Source organism: Amaricoccus sp. (assembly GCF_017993425.1).
In the GTDB taxonomy this organism is placed as follows: domain Bacteria; phylum Pseudomonadota; class Alphaproteobacteria; order Rhodobacterales; family Rhodobacteraceae; genus Amaricoccus.
Genome location: NZ_JAGOMQ010000009.1, coordinates 71,503 through 90,440, shown reverse-complemented (window position 1 = coordinate 90,440; position 18,938 = coordinate 71,503). Strand labels below are relative to the sequence as shown.

The 18,938-nt window shown below is 72.8% G+C and carries 11 protein-coding genes; all 11 read left to right on the top strand.

Features of this window, described 5'->3' with window-relative positions; translation table 11 throughout:
- Positions 1-379: 379 nt before the first annotated feature.
- Positions 380-1,078, top strand: a complete 699-nt coding sequence (locus tag KBB57_RS06265; protein WP_290747684.1) for a response regulator transcription factor — start codon at positions 380-382, stop codon at positions 1,076-1,078.
- 14 nt (positions 1,079-1,092) lie between these two features.
- Positions 1,093-2,259 carry an FIST N-terminal domain-containing protein gene (locus tag KBB57_RS06260; RefSeq protein WP_290747683.1) on the top strand — a complete coding sequence of 389 codons (1,167 nt, stop codon included), beginning with the start codon at positions 1,093-1,095 and terminating at the stop codon, positions 2,257-2,259.
- Complete coding sequence (locus KBB57_RS06255) at positions 2,243-3,631, top strand: hybrid sensor histidine kinase/response regulator (RefSeq protein WP_290747682.1); 1,389 nt, start codon at positions 2,243-2,245, stop codon at positions 3,629-3,631. Before KBB57_RS06260 ends, KBB57_RS06255 begins: the two co-directional genes overlap by 17 nt.
- Positions 3,632-3,695: 64 nt before the next feature.
- Positions 3,696-5,156 carry a sensor histidine kinase KdpD gene (locus tag KBB57_RS06250; RefSeq protein ID WP_290747681.1) on the top strand — a complete coding sequence of 487 codons (1,461 nt, stop codon included), beginning with the start codon at positions 3,696-3,698 and terminating at the stop codon, positions 5,154-5,156.
- Between the two features lie 2 nt (positions 5,157-5,158).
- Positions 5,159-5,842 carry a response regulator transcription factor gene (locus tag KBB57_RS06245; protein ID WP_290747680.1) on the top strand — a complete coding sequence of 228 codons (684 nt, stop codon included), beginning with the start codon at positions 5,159-5,161 and terminating at the stop codon, positions 5,840-5,842.
- Positions 5,839-6,450, top strand: a complete 612-nt coding sequence (locus tag KBB57_RS06240) for a hypothetical protein (RefSeq protein WP_290747679.1) — start codon at positions 5,839-5,841, stop codon at positions 6,448-6,450. Before KBB57_RS06245 ends, KBB57_RS06240 begins: the two co-directional genes overlap by 4 nt.
- Positions 6,451-6,487: 37 nt before the next feature.
- Positions 6,488-6,820 carry a hypothetical protein gene (locus KBB57_RS06235; protein WP_290747734.1) on the top strand — a complete coding sequence of 111 codons (333 nt, stop codon included), beginning with the start codon at positions 6,488-6,490 and terminating at the stop codon, positions 6,818-6,820.
- A gap of 133 nt (positions 6,821-6,953) precedes the next feature.
- Entirely contained in the window at positions 6,954-7,694 is a 741-nt protein-coding gene (locus KBB57_RS06230) for an ATP-binding cassette domain-containing protein (protein WP_290747678.1), read from the top strand.
- The gene (locus KBB57_RS06225) at positions 7,684-8,781 is read left to right on the top strand and encodes an ABC transporter permease (RefSeq protein WP_290747677.1); all 1,098 of its coding nucleotides are present in this window, start codon (positions 7,684-7,686) and stop codon (positions 8,779-8,781) included. The genes KBB57_RS06230 and KBB57_RS06225 overlap by 11 nt, the downstream gene beginning before the upstream one ends.
- Before the next feature lie 47 nt (positions 8,782-8,828).
- Positions 8,829-9,833 carry a substrate-binding domain-containing protein gene (locus KBB57_RS06220; RefSeq protein ID WP_290747676.1) on the top strand — a complete coding sequence of 335 codons (1,005 nt, stop codon included), beginning with the start codon at positions 8,829-8,831 and terminating at the stop codon, positions 9,831-9,833.
- Positions 9,834-10,085: 252 nt separating this feature from the next.
- The gene (locus KBB57_RS06215) at positions 10,086-18,485 is read left to right on the top strand and encodes a glucoamylase family protein (RefSeq protein WP_290747675.1); all 8,400 of its coding nucleotides are present in this window, start codon (positions 10,086-10,088) and stop codon (positions 18,483-18,485) included.
- Positions 18,486-18,938: the final 453 nt, after the last annotated feature.

Here is an 18,938-nt window from a genome sequence, read left to right as displayed (position 1 = left end):
TTTCACCGTTTATATTCAAAATATTTGCAAATATATTTCAAAATATATTTGCGCGCAAACAAGCATGGCCGAGATGTCGCTCGCTCGCATCTGTCCGAGCTCGTCAAGCATCGCGGGCGATTGGTCATGAGGGTGCGCCCCCCTCGTGTCGTGCAGTATGATTTCGTTGGACTGGCGGGATCGGCAGGTCGAGCCGGGAGACCTGCGCACGTCTCCCAACGGCGCTTTCGAGGAAGGACCTTGCCGCTCCGCCGGGACGGAGCGCGGGCGATCGTAAGAAGATCGTGAGGAAAAAGGCGTGGGAATCCCCCGCCCGACGCACTAGTATCCCTTCCAGCAGCGCAGGCGCAGAATCCTGCCGCCATAAGGGAGCGAAGTCTTGGAACATGGTCCCGTCCGAGCCGTCGCCGGCGACTTGACCCAGGGAGAGGACGACGCGGTCGCCGACGTTCTGGTCGTCGACGATCATCCGCTGATGTGCGACGCGCTCTCCGCGACGGTCGCCTTCGCCTTCGGCCTGCGCAAGGTGCGCGTGGCGTCGAGCATCGCCGCCGCGCTCGCCAGCGTGCATGACGAGGGCGCGCCGGATGCGGTGGTGCTCGACCTCAACCTGCCGGACGCCGAGGGCGTGGCCGGGGTTATCGCGCTGCGGCGGGCGGTCGGCGCCGCGCCGATCGCGGTGATCTCGGCGGATCTGGAGCCCGAGGTGGTCTCGGCGGCGATGGGCGCGGGGGCGAGCGGCTATGTCGGCAAGCTGTTGCCGCGGGCCAAGATGATCGACGCCTTCGGGCGGATCTGGGCGGGCGAGACGGTGGTGCCGGAGGGGGTCGAGGTCGAGGCGGCCGGGGCCGGCGAGGCGGCGGCGCTGGCGCGCGGCTTCGCCTCGCTGACGCCGCAGCAGATGAAGATCCTGCGGCTGATCTGCCAGGGGCGGCCGAACAAGATCATCTCCTACGAGCTCTCGATCGCCGAGGCGACGGTGAAGACCCACATCGCCGCCATCATGACCAAGATCAACGTGCGGAACCGGACCCAGGCGGCGCTGCTCGCCAGCAAGGCCCGCCTGTTCACGCACTGAGCGGGCGGCGGGCCGTGGCTGCGCGGGCGCGGGAGCTGTCGGGCCCGCGGCTGCGCCCGCGGGTGGTGTCGGTGCCGGGCGAGCCGCGGGCCGCGGCGGCGGAGCTGCGCGCGGCGCTGGGGGGCGTGGCGCCGGCTCTGGTGCTGGTCTTCGTCGCCGAGGGCGCGACGCTGGCGCAGATCACCGGGGAGTTGCGCGAGGCGCTGGGGCCGGGGGCGCGGGTGCTGGGGTGCTCGTCGGCGGGCGGCTTCGCGTTCGGGGGCTATCGCGACGACCGGGTGGTGGCGATCGCCTTTCCGGCGGCGTCGTTCCGCGCCGAGGCGGTGTGGCTGCGCGACCTGCGCCAGCACATGGCGCTCGACTGGATCCGGGCGCTGAGGAAGATGGCGGGCGGGTTCGGGCCGGTGGCGCCGGGGTGGTCGCGGTTCGGGCTGCTGATGATCGACGGGCTGTCGCGGCGCGAGGAGGTGGTGGCGGCGACGGTCGATGCGGCGCTCGGCGACCTGCCGGTGCTCGGGGGCTCGGCGGGGGACGGGCTGAGGTTCGGGCGGACGCATCTGGCGCTCGACGGCGAGAGCCATGCCGAGAGCGCGATCTTCTGCCTCGTGGCCAGCGCCTTTCCGGTCGAGGAGGTGGTGTTCGACCATTTCACCCCGGCGAGCGGGCGGATGGTGGTGACGGAGGCGCTGCCCGAGGAGCGGGTGATCCTGACGATCAACGCCGAGCCGGCGGCGGAGGAGTATGCGCGGCTGATCGGGGTGGCGGAGGCGGAGCTGGGGCCGCGGGCGTTCGCGGCGCATCCCTTGCTGACGCGGATGGGCGGGCGGCATGCGGTGCGGGCGATCCAGGCGGTGACGCCGGAGCGGGGGCTGAGCCTGATGTCCTCGGTGGAGACCGGGACGACGATGACGCTGGGGCGCGCCGGCAGCATGACGGAGGGGCTGGAGGCGCGGATGGCGGGGCTGGGGCCGGCGGCGCTGATCCTCGGCTTCGACTGCGTGCTGCGGCGGATCGCGCTGGAGCAGGCGGGGCTCGGGCAGGCGGTGGGGCGGATCTACCGGCAGCACCGGGTGGCGGGGTTCAACACCTATGGCGAGCAGCATGGCGGGCTGCACGTCAACCAGACCTTCGTGGGGCTCGCCTTCCTGGAGCCGGGCGGGATCCATGCTGCGGGCGACTGACGACGAGGCGCGGCGGATCGAGAAGCTGACGCGGATCAACGACGCGCTGATCCAGCGGCTGGAGCGCATGGACGACGTGCGCGGCTCGTCGTGGTCGCTGACGCGGACGGCGGCGATGCTGGAGCGCGAGATCGTCGAGCGGAACGCCGATCTGGAGCGGGCGCTGGCGGAGCTGGGCGCGCGGAACGCGGAGCTTGCGGCGGCGCGGGAGACGGCGGACGAGGCGAACCGGGCGAAGTCGCGGTTCCTGCGGGCGGCGAGCCACGACCTGTTGCAGCCGCTGAGCGCGGGGCGGCTGTTCCTGGGGCAGCTCGAGGATCTGGCGGGCGATACGGTGCAGGCGGATCTCATCGGGCGGGTGATCGCGAGCTTCGAGAGCGCGGAGGAGCTGATCCGGGCCTTGCTGGACATTGCGCGGCTGGACAGCGCGGCGTTCGAGGCCAATCCCGGGCCGGTGGCGATCAGCCGGCTGTTCCAGCGGCTGGCGATCGACCTGCAGCCGCTGGCGGCGGCGCGGGGGATCGACCTGCGCTTCGTGCCGTCGACGGAGACGGTGCTGAGCGACCCGGTGCTGCTGCGGCAGATCGCGCAGAACCTGATCATCAACGCGCTGAAGTACTCGACCGGGCCGAAGGTGGTGGTCGGGCTGAAGCGGGACGGTCCGGGGGCGTGGCTGACGGTGCAGGACGGAGGCCCGGGGATCGGGCCGGCGGATCACGACCGCATCTTCAACGAGTTCGAGCGGCTGTCGCGGACCGACGCGCCGGGGAGCGGGCTCGGGCTCTCGATCGTGCGGCGGGCCTGCCAGCAGCTCGGGCACGAGGTGGCGCTGGTGAGCGCGGTGGGGCGGGGGTCGCGGTTCCGGGTGCGGCTGCCGCTGATGCGCGGGGTCTGCCTCGCGCCGGAGGAGAGCGTCCCCGCCGGCGGGGCGGCGGCGGGGGCGGATGCGCTGGCGGGGCGGCGGGCGCTGATCGTCGAGAACGACCGGGGGATGCGCGAGGCCTTCGGGATGCTGCTCGGGAGCTGGGGGATGGAGGTGGCGGACGCGGGCAGCATCGCCGAGGCGCGCGCCGTGGTCGCCGCAGGCTGGGAGCCCGACGTGGTGCTGACCGACTTTCGCCTCGACGGCGAGGAGACCGGGGTGCAGGCGATCGAGGCGGTGCGGCGCCGGCTGGGGCGGGCGGCGCCGGCGCTGGTGGTGAGCGCCGAGGGCGGGCCGGAGATCCGGGCGCTGGCCGCGCCGTTCGGCGCGCCGCTGCTCGAGAAGCCGGTGGGCGAGGGCGAGCTGCGCCGGGCGCTCGCCGCGCTGCTCGGCGCGCCGCCGGCGGCCGCGGCTCCGGCGTCCCGCGAGCGGCGTCGCGGCGGGGCCTGAGGCGGTGCGGCGCCTTTGGGGCGGAGGCGGCGCGCGCTGCCGCGCGGGGCTCCGCGCGCGGCTGATGCTGGGCGCGCTGGCGCTCGCCGCGCTCGCCGTCGCCGGGGCGGGGCTGGCGGTTTATGGCCTCGCGCGGACGCAGGCGCTCGCCGCCGAGGCGCTGGCGGCGCAGCGGCGGATCGAGGCCTATGGCGCGCTGTCGTCGCGGATGAACGAGTGGATGCTCGGCTGGCTCGCGCCGAACGGCCCGACGCCCGACCCGTCGCAGCTGCGCGCGGCGATCGAGGCGATCGAGGCGCTGGTCGCGTCCGACGTGGCGGCGGCGCCCAGCGAGACCGAGGCGGAGATGCGGGTGCGCGGCGCGGTGACCCCGGCGCGGATCCGGGCGCTGGTCGACCGGCTGGAGGAGCAGCTCGCCGGCAAGCGGCCGGGTAGCCCGGAATGGGACATGGCGGCCTACAACGCCGCGCAGGTGCCGGCGCTCGCCGCGGCGCAGGCGGGGCAGGAGACCCGCCGCCGCGACGAGGCGATGGCGGCGATGGACGTGCTGCGCCGCCGGCTGCACCGGCTCGCCATCGCCGTCGGGCTCGCCGCGCCGCTGGCGCTGGCGGGGTTGTGGCTCTGGACGCTGCGGCCGCTGTTCCGGCGGCTGACCTCGGCGACCGCGGCGGCCGAGGCGCTCGCCGCCGGCGCGCCGGGGCTGCGCGGGCATGACGAGCTCGGCCTGCTGCTGGCGCGGGTCCGGCTGGCGGCGGCGCGGGTCGCGCGCGACCGGGCGCGGCTCAACGCCACGGTGGCGGAGCGCACGGCGGAGCTGAGCCGGGCGAACCTGCGGCTCTCGCGCGCCGACGCCGAGCGGCGGCGGTTCTTCGCGGACGTCGGCCACGAGCTGCGCACGCCGCTGACCGTCATCCTCGGCGAGGCGGAGCTCGGGGCGCGCCATTCCGACCCGGCGTTGCAGGCGAGCTTCGCCACCATCCGCGGCCGGGCGCTGCGGCTGACGCGGCGGATCGAGGACCTGCTGCGGGTGGCGCGGTCCGAGAGCGGGCAGCTGGAGCTGGAGCGCGCGGCGCTCGACCTCGCCGTGGCGGCGGACGCGGCGCTGGCCGATGCGGCGCCGCTCCTGGCGCGGGCGGGGGTGACGGCGCGGCGGGCGGAGATGCCGGAGCTGCCGGTGACGGGCGACGCGGAATGGCTGCGGCAGGTGATCGGCGGGATCCTCGAGAACGCCACCAAGTACGCGGGGCGCGGCGCGACGGTGACGATCGCCGGGCGCGCCGGGGGCGGGCGCGCGGTGGTCGAGATCGCGGACGACGGGCCGGGGATGCCGGCGGCGCGGCTCGGGGCGGCGTTCGACCGCTTCGCGCGCGGGGAGGGCGCGGCGGCGCCGGGGTTCGGCGTGGGGCTTGCGCTCGCCCGGTGGGTGGTCGAGGCTCACGGCGGCGACCTCCGGGCGGAGGCGCCGGCGGCGGGCGGGCTGCGGCTCGTGATGACGCTGCCGCTCGCGGGGACGGAGGCGGCCTGAGGATGGTCTGCGTGCTGGTGGTCGAGGACGATCCCGACATCGCGTCGCTCCTGCGCCGCGGCCTCGGGGCCGCCGGCTATGACGTCGACTGGGCGGAGACCGGCGAGGCGGCGCTTGCGCGGGCCGGCGCGGGCGGCGTCGACGCGGCGATCGTCGACATGATGCTCGGGGCGGAGAGCGGGGCCGCGACGCTCGCCGAGATGCGGCGGCGCGGCTTCCGGGCCCCGGCGCTGATGCTGAGCGCGCTGGCGCGGGTCGAGGACCGCGCCGAGGGGCTGGACGCCGGGGCGCAGGACTACGTGGTGAAGCCCTTCCAGCTCTCGGAGCTGCTCGCGCGGCTGGAGGTGCAGCTCCGCCGCGCCGCGCCGCGGCAGGAGCCGATGCGGCTCGCGGGGCTGGTCTACGACCCGGCGACGCGGATGGTGACGGGGGGGCCGCGGCCGGTGCCGCTGACCGAGCGGGAGGGCGAGCTGCTCGCCTGGCTGATCGCGCGGGGCGGCGAGGTGGCGACGCGGGGCGAGATCTTCGATGCGCTCTGGGCCCCGCACGGCGGCGCCACGGAGAACGTGGTCGACGTCTATGTCGGCTACCTGCGGCGCAAGCTCGGGGCGCTGGCGGATTACGGGCTCACGCTGCGCACCCTGCGCGGGCGGGGCTTCCAGCTGACGATGAAGGATGTGGAATGAGACATGCTGTGCTGGCCCTGGCCTGCCTCGCCGCCGCGCCAGCGGGGGCCGCGGCGCTGAGCGACCTGCTGATGGCCCCGCGGCTCTTCGCCGGCGCCGAGGTGGGAAGCGCCGTGGTCTATGCCGAGACGCGCGACGTGCCCGAGGCCGAGGGCATGACGGTGACGGACGTCGCGGACGGGCGGATCCGGCTCGAGGTCGTGAGCCCGGACGAGCTGCGGCTGGTGCGTGAGACGGGCGACGGGGCGGCGCAGCCGGTCGGCACGTTCGGCCCCGGCACGGCCAACCCGTTCCTGCTCTATTTCCTCGAGAACAACGTGCGGGCGATGGCCGAGGCGACCGGCGGCAGCCCGTTCTACATCCGCAACCGCATCCGCGAGGCGCTGGTCGCCGCCGATCTCGGCGCGGCGGACGGGGCGGTGCGGGAGGTCGAGCTGGCGCCCTTCGCCGGCAACCCGAACCGCGGCCGGATGGGGCCCTTTGCCGATCTCGTGATCCGGCTGCGCTTCGATCCCGCCGATCCGGCGCGTATCCTCGAGCTTTCCGCCGATACCGCGGACGGCGAGGGCGGATATCATGAGCGGATGACGCTGGTGGCGGAGGAGTGAGATGCGGCTTCGTGGTCTCGGGCCTTTCGGCGCGCTGATGGCGGCGCTCGCCGGGGGGGCGGCGGCGCAGACGGTTCCCGTGGCGCCGGCGGTCAACGACTATCCGACCTCGGCGCGGGCGGAGTACGTCTTCGCCTGCATGGCGACGAACGGGCAGACCCAGGACGCGCTGACGCGTTGCTCCTGCTCGATCGACCAGATCGCCGGGATCGTCTCCTACGACGACTACGTGGAGGCGGAGACGGTGCTCCGGATGCGGCTCGCCCCGGGCGAGCGCGGGGCGATGTTCCGCGGCGGCGCGCCGGTGGTGCGCGAGATCACCGCGGAGCTGCGCCGGGCGCAGGCGGAGGCGGAGATGCTCTGCTTCTGACGGGGCGGCGGGGTTTTCCGTCGCGCGGAAACCTTTGCGCGCCATGCGGCTTGATTTGGCGGCCGGCCGCATGGCAGAAATGGCCGCCAGGGCCCAGCGCGCGACAGACGCGACCGGCCCGAGGGAGGATGCGATGCCGGTGCTGCAGCTGCACGGCGTGACCAAGAGCTTCGGCGCGATTCACGCGCTGAACGGCGTCGACATGCGGGTGGACCACGGCGAGGCCGTGGGGCTCATGGGCGACAACGGCGCCGGCAAGTCGACGCTGATGAAGATCATCGCCGGCAACTTCCCGCCCACCTCGGGGGAGATCGCCATCGACGGCGCCCCCGTCACCTTCGCCCGGCCGGTCGAGGCGCGGGAGAAGGGGATCGAGATCGTCTATCAGGACCTCGCGCTCTGCGACAACCTGACGGCGGCGGAGAACGTCTTTCTCGGGCGGGAGCTGCGCAAGGGCGCCTGGCCCTTCGACACGCTCGACAAGCAGGCCATGATCGACCGCTCGGCGCAGCTCTTCGAGGAGCTGAAGTCGGAGACGCGGCCGCGCGATCTCGTGCGCAAGATGTCGGGCGGGCAGCGGCAGGCGGTGGCGATCGCGCGGACGCGGCTCTCGAACGCGAAGCTCGTGCTGATGGACGAGCCGACGGCGGCGATCTCGGTGCGGCAGGTCGCCGAGGTGCTGGCGCTCATCCGGCGGATGAAGTCGCAGGGCGTCGCGGTGGTCCTGATCAGCCACCGCATGCCGGACGTCTTCGAGATCTGCGATCGCATCATTGTCCTGCGGCGCGGCAAGAAGGTCGCCGACAAGCGCACCGTCGAGACGACGCCGGAGGAGATCACCGGCCTGATCACGGGAGCGATCCATGCCGCCTGAGACCGCACGGACCTCCGCCGATCACGCGCGCATCTCCGACGTCACCGGCATCTCCGAGCGCACGCTGCGCCAGAAGCTCTTCGCCAGCCAGGCGTTCTGGGTGACGCTGGCGCTCATCGCGCTGTCGGTGGTGATCGGGCTCTACCAGCCCTCGTTCATGACGGCGCAGAACATCTCCAACATCACCCGGAACTTCGCGCCGTTCGGGATCATGGCGCTGGGGATGACCTGCGTGATCGTCACCGGGGGCATCGACCTGTCGGTCGGCTCGATCATGGGGCTCGTCGCCATCGTCGCGGGGCTGTTCCTGACCTGGGAATACCCGTGGTACGTCGCGTTCGCCATGGGCATGGTCGCCGGCCTCGCCTGCGGCGCGGTCAACGGCTTCTTCGTGGCCTATGTCGGCATGTCGTCCTTCGTGGTGACGCTCGGCATGATGTCGATCGCCCGCTCGCTCGCGGTGGTGTTCTCCGGCAACCAGATGCTCTACAAGTTCGGGCCGGACGCGCCGATCGTGAAGGCGATCGGGCAGGCGAAGTTCCCGTCCGGCCATCCCGACAGCATCTTTCCGCACTGGATCCCGGCGTTCTCGTCGCATTTCTGGGTGATGGTCCTGCTGGCGCTGATCGTCGGCTACGTCTTCATCTACAAGCCCTGGGGCAAGCATCTCTTCGCCATCGGCGGCAACGAGCAGGCGGCGCGGATGACCGGCGTCAACGTCGACCGGATCAAGTTCCAGACCTATGTGTTCTCGGCGTTCTGCGCCTCGGTGGCCTCGCTGCTGATCCTCGGCTACGCCGGATCGGCGATCAACGCGCTCGGGCAGAGCTATGAGCTGCGCGTCATCGCCGCGACGGTTATCGGCGGGGCGAACCTGATGGGCGGCGTCGGCACCGCCTATGGCGCCATCGTCGGCTCGGCGCTCCTCGAGGTGATCCGCAACGCGCTGCTGATGGCGGGGATCGACTCGAACTGGCAGGGCGCGTTCGTCGGCGCCTTCATCATTCTCGCGGTCCTGATCGGCATGGAGACCCGCGGCTTCAGCCTCACGGCGCTGCTGCGCTCCATGTTCCGCAAGGGCGGCTAGATAACCCGCCGCGGGCGAAACCGCGGCGTCAACCTGGGAGGAAGACCTTGAAACGACTGCTTGCGACCTCGGCCATCGTGCTCTCCGCGGCGACCTTCGGGTCGGCGGCGATGGCGCAGAACATCTTCGCGCTCGTGCCGAAGAACATGAACAACCCGTTCTTCGACCAGGCCCGCGACGGCTGCATGAAGGCCGAGGCGGAGTCCGGCGGCAAGTTCAAGTGCGAGTACATCGGCCCCGGCGAGCACGGCGGCGGCGACGAGCAGGTGCAGATCGTGCAGGACCTCGTCGCCCGCGGCGACGTGAAGGGCATCGGCGTCTCGCCGGCGAACGCGGCCGCCATGGCGGTGGCGCTGCAGGCGGCCAAGGACGCCGGGATCCCGGTCATCACCTGGGACTCGGACCTGCTGCCGGAGAACCAGGACCTGCGCGTCGCCTATATCGGCACGCACAACTACGACATCGGCGTGAACATCGCCAAGCTCGTGCAGGAGATCAAGCCGAACGGCGGCACGATCTGCATCCAGTCGGGCGGCGCGGCGGCGGCCAACCACAACGAGCGCATGCAGGGCATCCGCGACACGCTCGGCGGCAAGACCGGCACGACCTCGCCGGGCGAGGCGCTGGCCGGCGAGAACGGCTGGACCGAGGCGCAGGGCTGCCCGCTCTACACCGACGACGACTTCCCGAAGTCGGTGCAGCAGTTCGAGGACTTCATGGCCGCGAACCCGGACGTCGACGCGTTCACGCCGACGGGCGGATTCCCGCAGTTCATCCCGGACGCCAACCGCGCCGCCGTCGAGCCCTACAAGGGCAAGATCGCCGACGGCTCGCTGGCGCTCGTCGTCGCCGACACCCTGCCGATCCAGATCGACCAGATGAAGGAAGGCTTCTCGGCCGGCCAGGTCGGCCAGCGGCCCTTCGAGATGGGCTACAAGGTGATGCTCGCCTTCGAGCAGATGGCCGAGGGCGGCGCCGCGCCGGAGGATCCGACCTATACCGGCCTCGACGTCTGCACGCCGAAGAACGTCGACACCTGCATCGCGCAGTAACCGCGCGAGCGGATTGAGAAAGTCGGGCGCGCGCGGGTGACCCCCGCGCGCGCCCGACGCGTTTCAGGACGGGCTGCGGCCCGCGCCTGCGCCCGGCCTGTCGCCCGCGCTTCTGCCGCGGCGCGTTGAAGCGGCCGATCGCCAGCCTAGGTTGTGTTGCAACTGCTTCGTCCGGGGTGGCTGCCGCGCGTCGGGCGGACCGTATTCCGGTCCGGGACGGCGAGAGGGAGCCGGTGTGAAAGGTCGCGCCGCGTGTTCATCCGACCGATCGTCGACGGGTTCACGGCGGAGGAATACGCCGCCATCGACGCCGACTACCTGTCCGAGGAAGAGCTCCGGGAGCGGGGCGCGCAACTCGCGGAGGAGGAGCCGGCCACGCTGCCGGGCTTTTCCGCCATGCAGTTCGAGGCGCGCCGCAACGAGAACATCGCGGCCATCTCCGACGCCTACCTCGCGACGCTGCGCAGCGCCGAGGCGGGCGAGCTGATCACCCCCGCGGCGGAGTGGCTGATCGACAACTTCTACCGCGTCGAGGAGACGGCGCGGCAGGTGAAGCGCGACCTGCCCCGCCGCTACTTCCGCAGCCTGCCGGTCATCCCGGTTCGCGACGGCGGCCTCGTGCCGCGCGCGCTGGCGCTCGCCTGGGTCTATGTCTCGCATTCGCGCTGCGAGGTGACCGCGGAGCGGCTGACCGCGCTGGTGGAGGGCTCCCAGCAGCGGCAGGGACTGCGGATCGGCGAGCTGTGGTCGGTGCCGTCGCTCCTGCGCTTCGTGCTGCTCGACGACCTTGCGCGGCTGGCGCGCCGGATCGACCGGGCCCGGGAGATGCGCGACCGGGCCAACGCCGTCGCGGACAAGCTGCTGGCCGCGCCGTCTCCGGAGGCGCGGCTGGCGCTGCTCCGGGCGTCGGAGGCCGAGGCGGACAACAACACCTTCGCCAGCCAGCTCCTCTACCGTCTGAGCGACGAGGGCGCCGCTGACGCGATCGCCTGGATCGAGGCGCGACTGGAGGCGCGCGAGAGCGACGCCGACGAGGTGCAGATCGTCGAGCAGAACCGCATGTCGGCCGGCAACGCCCGCATCGGCAACATCATCCGCAGCCTGCGCGCCATCGACGACATCGACTGGAAGGAGTGGTTCGTCTCGCTGGCCCGCGTCGATGCGGTGCTGCGCGCGGGGTCGAACTTCGACGCGCTCGACTTCACCTCGCAGGACCAGTACCGCGGCGCCGTCGAGCAGCTGGCGCGCTGGTCCTCGGGCGAGGAGGAGGCCGTCGCGGGGCGGGCGCTCGACATGGCCGGGGCCGCCGGCGCCGATGTCGGCGAGACGCTGGTGGGGGCGCGCCGGCCCGAGCTCGAGGCGGCGCTCGGCTGCCGGCTGCCGGTGCGGGTCCGGCTCGCCCGGGCCTGGCGGCGGCTGGGCTGGGTGGGGATCGCCGTCCCGGTCGTTGGCCTGACGCTCGCCCTGCTGGCGGCGCTGCTCCTGGCGTTGCAGGCCGCCGGCGTGGCGCCCGGGGTCGCCGTCCTGCTGACGCTGCTCGCGGCGCTGCCGGCGAGCGAGGCGGCGGTGGCGGTGTTCAACAGCGTGGTCACCGCCATCGTCCGGCCGTCGCGGCTGGTCGGCTTCGCCTTCGAGGACGGGGTGCCGGCGGAATGCCGGACGCTGGTGGTCATCCCCTGCCTGCTCGACTCCCACGACACCATCGACGACCTGACCCGGGCGCTGGAGGTGCATTACCTGTCGCAGACACGGGGCGAGCTCTGCTTCGCGCTGCTCAGCGACTGGCCCGATGCTCCTGCCGCGCGCGACGGGCGCGACGACGAGCTGCTGGACCACGCCCGCGCCGAGATCGCGCGGCTGGCCGAGCTCTACGCCTATGACGGCAGGACACGGTTCTTCCTGCTGCATCGCCGCCGGCTGCTCAACGAGGCGGAGGGCGCGTGGATGGGCTGGGAGCGCAAGCGCGGCAAGCTCCTCGAGCTCTGCGACGCGCTGCGCGGCGAGATCGAGCACACCACCTTCCTGCCGCCCGACGTGCCGCTGCCCGAGGGCATCCGCTACGTGATGACGCTCGACGCCGACACGCGGCTGACCCGCGATGCGGTGACGAAGCTCGTCGGCAAGCTCGCGCATCCGATGAACCGCCCGGTGGTGGACGAGCGCGCCGGGCGGGTGGTCGAGGGCTATGCGATCCTGCAGCCGCGGGTCACGCCGTCGCTGACCGCGGGGGCCGAAGCCTCGGCGTTCCAGCGCATCTTCTCGGCGAACCGGGGGCTTGACCCTTACGTGTTCACCGTGTCGGACGTCTATCAGGATCTGACCGGCGAGGGGAGCTTCACCGGCAAGGGCCTGTTCGACGTCGACGCCTTCGAGCAGGTGCTGGGCGGGGTCCTTCCCGACAACGCGATCCTCAGCCACGACCTCCTGGAGGGGACGCTGGCGCGCGCCGCGCTGGTGACGGACGTCGAGGTGGTCGAGGACTTTCCGGTCCGCTACGAGGTCGAGGCGTCGCGGCAGCATCGCTGGGCGCGGGGCGACTGGCAGCTCGCGCCGTTCCTGTTCTTCCACGGCGTGACCAATCTCGGCCGCTGGAAGATGCTCGACAACCTGCGGCGCTCGCTGGCGCCGATCGCTTGGGTGGCGGCCTCGGCGCTCGGCTGGGCGCTGCTCTCGCCGGGGGTTGCGGTGGGGTGGCAGGCGGCGCTGGTGCTGAGCCTCTTCGTCGCGCCGATCCTCGGGCTGCTGCGCCAGCTCCGGCCGCTCGGCGGCGACGTGGTGCTGAAGGCGGAGGTCTTCGGCTGGTCGCGCGACGCCGCCTCGGCGCTCGCGCAGGGCGGGTTGCAGCTCGCGTTCATGGCCGACAGCGCGGCGCTGATGGCCGACGCGATCCTGCGCACGCTCTACCGGATGCTGGCGAGCCGGCGGCATCTGCTGCAATGGCGCAGCGCGGCGCGCGTCGCGGCGCAGGGGCGCGGCGCCCCGCTCGACTACGCCCGCGCCATGGCCCCGTCGATCGGGATCGGCGCGGGCGGGATCCTGCTCGCCTGGGCGACCGGTGGCGCGGTCGGGGTCGCGGTGCTGTTCGGCGGCCTCTGGATCGCCGCGCCGGCGATCGCCTGGTACGTGAGCCGGACGGCGGAGACGGAGGACCTGCTGCGCGTCAGCCCGGAGGAGGTCGCGGCGCTGCGCCGCGTCGCCCGGCGGAGCTGGGCCTACTACGAGGAGTTCGTGACGGCGGAGCACCACTGGCTGCCGCCGGACAATTTCCAGGAGATCCCGCATCCCGTCGTCGCCGGCCGCACCTCGCCCACCAACATCGGCTGCTACCTGCTGTCGGTGGTCTCGGCGCGCGACTTCGGCTGGATCGGGCTCGCCGCCACCGTGTCGCGGCTGGAGGACACGCTCGCCGCGGTGCAGGCCCTGCCGAAGCACAACGGCCATCTCTACAACTGGTACGACACCCGCCGGGCCATGGCGCTGGAGCCGCGCTACGTCTCGACGGTCGACAGCGGCAACCTCGCGGGGCACCTGATCTGCCTCAGCGCCGCCTGCCGCGACTGGGCGGAGGCGACCTTCGCGACGCTGCTCTCCGACCCGGCCGGGATCGGCGACGTGATCGGCGTACTGACCGAGGAACTGGCGAGCGTCCCGAACGAGCGGCGCGCCCACCGGCCGCTGCGCCGGCGGCTGGAGGAATGCCTCGCCGACCTCGACCGCTCGCTGCGCGCGCTGGACGAGCAGGCGGAGTTCCCCTCGGCGCGCATCCTCAACCTCTCGATGCTGGCGAACGAGTTCGACAAGCTGGCGCGGGAATACGACCGCGAGCTCGGGTCGGAGCGGACCCGCTCGGTGGTGCGCTGGGCCGGGCGGCTGCGGCAGACCTGCGAGGCGAGCTTCGCCGACGCTACGCTGGAGGCGGAGGCGGCCACCGACCTGAGCCGGCGGCTGGCGAACCTCCGCGACGTGGCGCGCGGCCTCGCCTTCTCGATGCAGTTCGGCTTCCTGCTGAACGAGCGCCGGCAGCTGCTCTCGATCGGCTACCGCGCCGACCCGGGGCAGCTCGACGAGAACTGCTACGACCTGCTCGCCTCCGAGGCGCGGCTGACGAGCTTCTTCGGCATCGCCAAGGGCGACCTGCCGACGGAGCACTGGTTCCATCTCGGCCGGCCGCTGACCACGATCGACGCGCGGGGCGCGCTGCTCAGCTGGTCGGGGTCGATGTTCGAGTACCTGATGGCGCCGCTCGTCATGCAGGAGCGGCAGGGCGGCATCCTCAACCAGACCAACCGGCTGATCGTGCGCTGCCAGATCGGGTATGGCCGCCTGCGCGGCGTTCCGTGGGGGATCTCCGAGGCGGGGCTCAACGCCCGCGATCCCGAGATGACCTACCAGTACCGCAACTTCGGCGTGCCGGCGCTCGGGCTGAAGCGCGGGCTGGGGCGCGACCTCGTGATCGCGCCCTACGCCACGCTGCTCGCGGCCCAGATCGACCCCGCCGCGGCGCTGCGCAACCTCGCGACGCTGCGCGGGCTCGGCGCGCTCGGGGAGTTCGGCTACTACGAGTCGGTCGACTTCACGCCGGCGCGGCTGCCCAAGGGGGCCGACCATGCGATCGTGCGCAACTACATGGCCCACCATGTCGGGATGTCGATCCTCGCCGTGGCCAACGTGGCGTTCTGCGGCCTGCCGCGCGACCGGTTCCACAGCGATCCGGTGATCGAGGCCGCCGAACTGCTGCTTCAGGAGAGGGCCCCGCGCAGCGTGCCGGCGCTGGTCTCGCGCGACAGCGCCACGCCGGTGACGCATCGCGGCGAGGAGGAGACGACCGATCTCCGGGTGATCGACGATCCCCTGCGCGCCGACCGCGCCACGGCGCTGCTGTCGAACGGGCATTATGCGCTGATCCTGACCGCGGTCGGCTCGGGCCGGGCGAACTGGAACGGCCTCGCGGTGACGCGCTGGCGGCCCGATCCGACCGAGGACCGCTGGGGGTCCTTCGTCTTCCTGCGCGACGTGCAGACCGGAGACTGGTGGTCGACGACGGCGGAGCCCCGCCAGGCCGAGGGCGAGGTCGCGCGCACCGTGCTCTCCGACAGCAAGGTCGAGTTCCACAAGCAGGTCGGCCGCCTGCGCTCGCTGGTGGAGGTGGTGGTCGCGAGCGAGCACGACGCCGAGGGCAGGCGGCTGACGCTGACCAATGACGGGCCGCGGGACCGCGTGATCGAGGTCACCTCCTACGCCGAGCCGGTGCTCTACCGCGCCGAGGCCGACGCGGCGCATCCCGCCTTCGCCAAGATGTTCCTCAGGACCGAGGTCGATGCGGCCGCCGGCATGATCCATGTCGAGCGCCGGCCGCGCGGGCCGGGCGAGCCGGACATGAGCGTCGCCCACATCATCGTCGCCGGCGACGCGGCCGAGGGCGAGATAGAGGCGGAGACCGACCGGCGCGCCTTCATCGGGCGCGGCCGCACGCTCGCCGCGGCGGCCGCGTTCGACCGCGGCGCAAGGCTGAGCGGCGCCGACGGGTTCACGCTGGACCCGATCCTGAGCCTGCGGCGGCGGGTCCGCGTTCCGGCGGGCAAGTCGACGACGGTGATCTTCTGGACCATCGCCGCCCCGAGGCGCGCCGAGGTCGATGCGGCGATCGCCTACCTCGCCCACCCGGAGGCCTTCGAGCACGCCGCCATGCAGAGCTGGACGCGCTCGCAGATCCAGCAATACCATTTCGGCATGGGCGCCGAGGAATCCTCGGTGTTCCAGAAGCTCGCGCGCTATCTGATCTATCCGGACGCCGCGCTGCGCGCCGAGATGCCGCCGGGCGCCGCCGCGCCGCAATCGGCGCTGTGGTCGCTCGGCATCTCGGGGGACTTCCCGATCTTCCTGCTGCGCATCGACGCGGAGGCGGACCTGCCGATCGCCCGAAAGGCGCTGCGGGCGCAGCAGTATTTCCGCGCGCGCGGCCTGCACGCCGACCTGGTGCTGATGAACGAGCACGCGACCTCGTATTCGCAGGATCTGCAGAACGCGCTGGAATCGATGTCCGAGAACGCCCGGCTGCGGGCGTTGAGCCATGGCGGGCCGCCGGAGCATATCTTCGCTTTGCGCCGCGACCTGATGGACCCGGCCACCTATGCGGCGCTCGTCGCCGCGGCGCGCGTCGCCTTCCATGCGCGAAACGGCAAGCTCTCCACCCAGATCGAGCGCGCCGAGGCCATTGCGGCGCAGGCGGCCGCCCCGGTGGCGCCGCGGCCGGCGCCGCGCGGCCCGGTGCGGCGCCTGGTTGCGGCGGGGCCGGCGGCGTCGGGAGACCTCGTGCGCTGGAACGGGTTCGGGGGCTTCGACGCGGACGGCCGCGAGTACGTGCTGCGCCGGGCGGCGGACCGGCCGACGCCGCAGCCGTGGATCAACGTGGTCTCGAACGGCGCCTTCGGCTTTCATGTCGCGGCCGAGGGCGGGGGGTTCACCTGGAGCGTCAACTCCCGGGACTACCAGCTCACGCCGTGGAGCAACGACGCCGTCGTCGATGCGCCGGGGGAGGGGTTCTTCGTCGTCGACCGGGACAGCGGCGCGGTGGCGACGCCGTTCTCGGCGATGGCGACGCATTCCGGGGCGGTGTTCGAGACGCGCCACGGCATGGGCTACTCGGAGTTCCGCTGCGAGGACGACGGGCTGGAGATCCGGCTGACCCAGACGGTGCATGCCGCCGACCCGGTGAAGCTGTCGCGTCTGCGGATCGTCAACCGTGGCGCGGTGGCGCGGCGGTTGCGGGTCTATGGCTATGTCGAGTGGGTGCTCGGCAACAGCCGGGAGCGGACGGCGCCGTTCGTGGTCACCACGCGCGATCCCGCGACCGGCGCGCTGGTCGCCCGCAACACCTACGGGATCGAGTATCGCGGCCGGGCGGCGGTCTTTCACTGCGACGCCGCGGCGACCACGTTCACGGCGAGCCGCGCGGAGTTCGTCGGGGACGGATCGACGCGCCGACCGGAGGCGGCGATGGCGGCGAGGGCGCTGTCGGGGGAACTTGCCGCGACGGGGGATCCGTGCGCGGCCATCGCGGCGGACGTGGCGCTGGGGCCCGGGGAGACGGCGGAGCTCGTGTTCACGCTGGGCGACGCCGCGGGCGAGGCGGAGGCGCGGGGGCTTGCCGTCCGGAGGGACTTCGAGGGGGTGCTGGCCGATGTCCGGGCGGGGTGGGGCGACTTCCTCGACGTGCTGCAGGTGGAGACGCCGGATCCGGCGTTCGACCTGATGGTGAACGCCTGGCTGCCCTACCAGACGCTGGCCTGCCGGTTGCGGGCGCGATCGGCGTTCTATCAGGCGAGCGGGGCGTTCGGGTTCCGCGACCAGCTCCAGGATTCGCTGGCGCTGATGCTGCATGATCCGGGGCTGGCGCGCGCGCAGATCCTCAATGCGGCGGGTCGGCAGTTCGAGGAGGGCGACGTCCAGCACTGGTGGTTGCCGGCGACCGGCGCGGGGGTGCGGACGATGATCTCGGACGACGTGGTGTGGCTCGCCTATGCGGTGCTGCTCTATGTCGCGACGACGGGGGAGAGCGGGATCCTCGACACGCCGCTGCGCTTCCTCCGCGGGGCGGAGCTGGCGCCCGGGCAGCATGACGCCTTCTTCGCGCCGGACGTATCGGACGAGACGGGGTCGCTCTACGAGCACTGCGCGCGCGCGCTCGACCTTGCGGTGGCGCGGACCGGGGCGAACGGGCTGAGCCTGATCCTCGGGGGCGACTGGAACGACGGGATGGACCGGGTCGGGGTCGAGGGGCGGGGGGAGAGCGTCTGGCTGAGCTGGTTCCTCGCGGCGGCCCTCGACGGGTTCGCGCCGGTCGCCGAGGCGCGGGGCGAGGCGGAGCGGGCGGGGCGCTACCGCGGGCATCTGGAGGCGCTGCGGGCGGCGATCGAGACGGCGGGCTGGGACGGGGAGGCGTATCGGCGGGGGTACTACGACGACGGGGCGCCGCTCGGGTCGGTCGAGAGCGACGAGTGCCGGCTCGACTCGATCGCGCAGTCCTGGGCGGTGCTGTCGGGGCAGGGGCCGGCGGATCGCGCGAACCGGGCGCTCGACCGGGTGCTGGACGTGCTGGTGGACCGCGAGGCGCGGCTGGTGCGGCTGTTCACGCCGCCCTTCGCGCACACGCCGCGGGACCCGGGCTATATCAAGGGCTATCCGCCCGGGGTGCGGGAGAATGGCGGGCAGTACACCCATGCGGCGACGTGGGTGGTCTATGCGCTCGCGCGGCTCGGGCGGGCGGATGAGGCGTATCGGCTGTTCTCGATGCTGAACCCGATCGGGCATTCGAGCGATCCGGCGTCCGCGGAGACCTATCGGGTGGAGCCCTATGTGGTGGCGGCGGACATCTACTCGGTCGGCGAGAAGCGCGGCCGCGGGGGGTGGACGTGGTACACGGGGTCCTCGGGGTGGATGTACCGCACGGCGGTGGAGGCGATCCTCGGGGTGACCCGGCGGGGCGACCGGCTGCATGTCCGGCCGGCGCTGCCGGGCGACTGGCCGGGATACGACCTGCGCCTGCGGATCGGGGGCAGGCTGCGGCGGATCGAGGTTCGCCGCGAGGGCGAGGGGTACCGCGTCACCGTCGACGGCGAGGCGGTCACGGAGAGGGAGGGCGTCGCGCTGTGAGGCCGGGCGCACACTGCACGACACCTGTCTGCTCTGCTGGATCCACGGGGGGCGCGCGCGAGCGCCGACCGACCGAAGCGGGCTTGCCCGCGAGGCCCGGCGCGACAGGCGAAAGCACGGCTTTCGCCGCGCCGACGGCTGGAGCGCGTTGGCGCGGAAGCCGTGAGGGGCGCCGATTTCTCCGGAAGCGCGCCATCCGTCCGTGATCGCCCCGGCGAGCGCGGCAACGCGCTCGCCCCCCGCAGGGGCGATCGCGGACGGATTTGCCGCGGGTCAAATCCGTCTGGCGTCGGCGTCGCGGCCAGCCTCGGGCCGGGCTTCCTCTCCATCGTCGTGCAGTGTGGGCCGGGCGAGCCGCCGGAGAAAATGTCCCACAGCGGGACAGGGGTCGAGGTTCCGCCGTCCCCGCCCGGCCGCTCCGCGTCGGGCCGGGAGACATGCGCATGTCTCCCG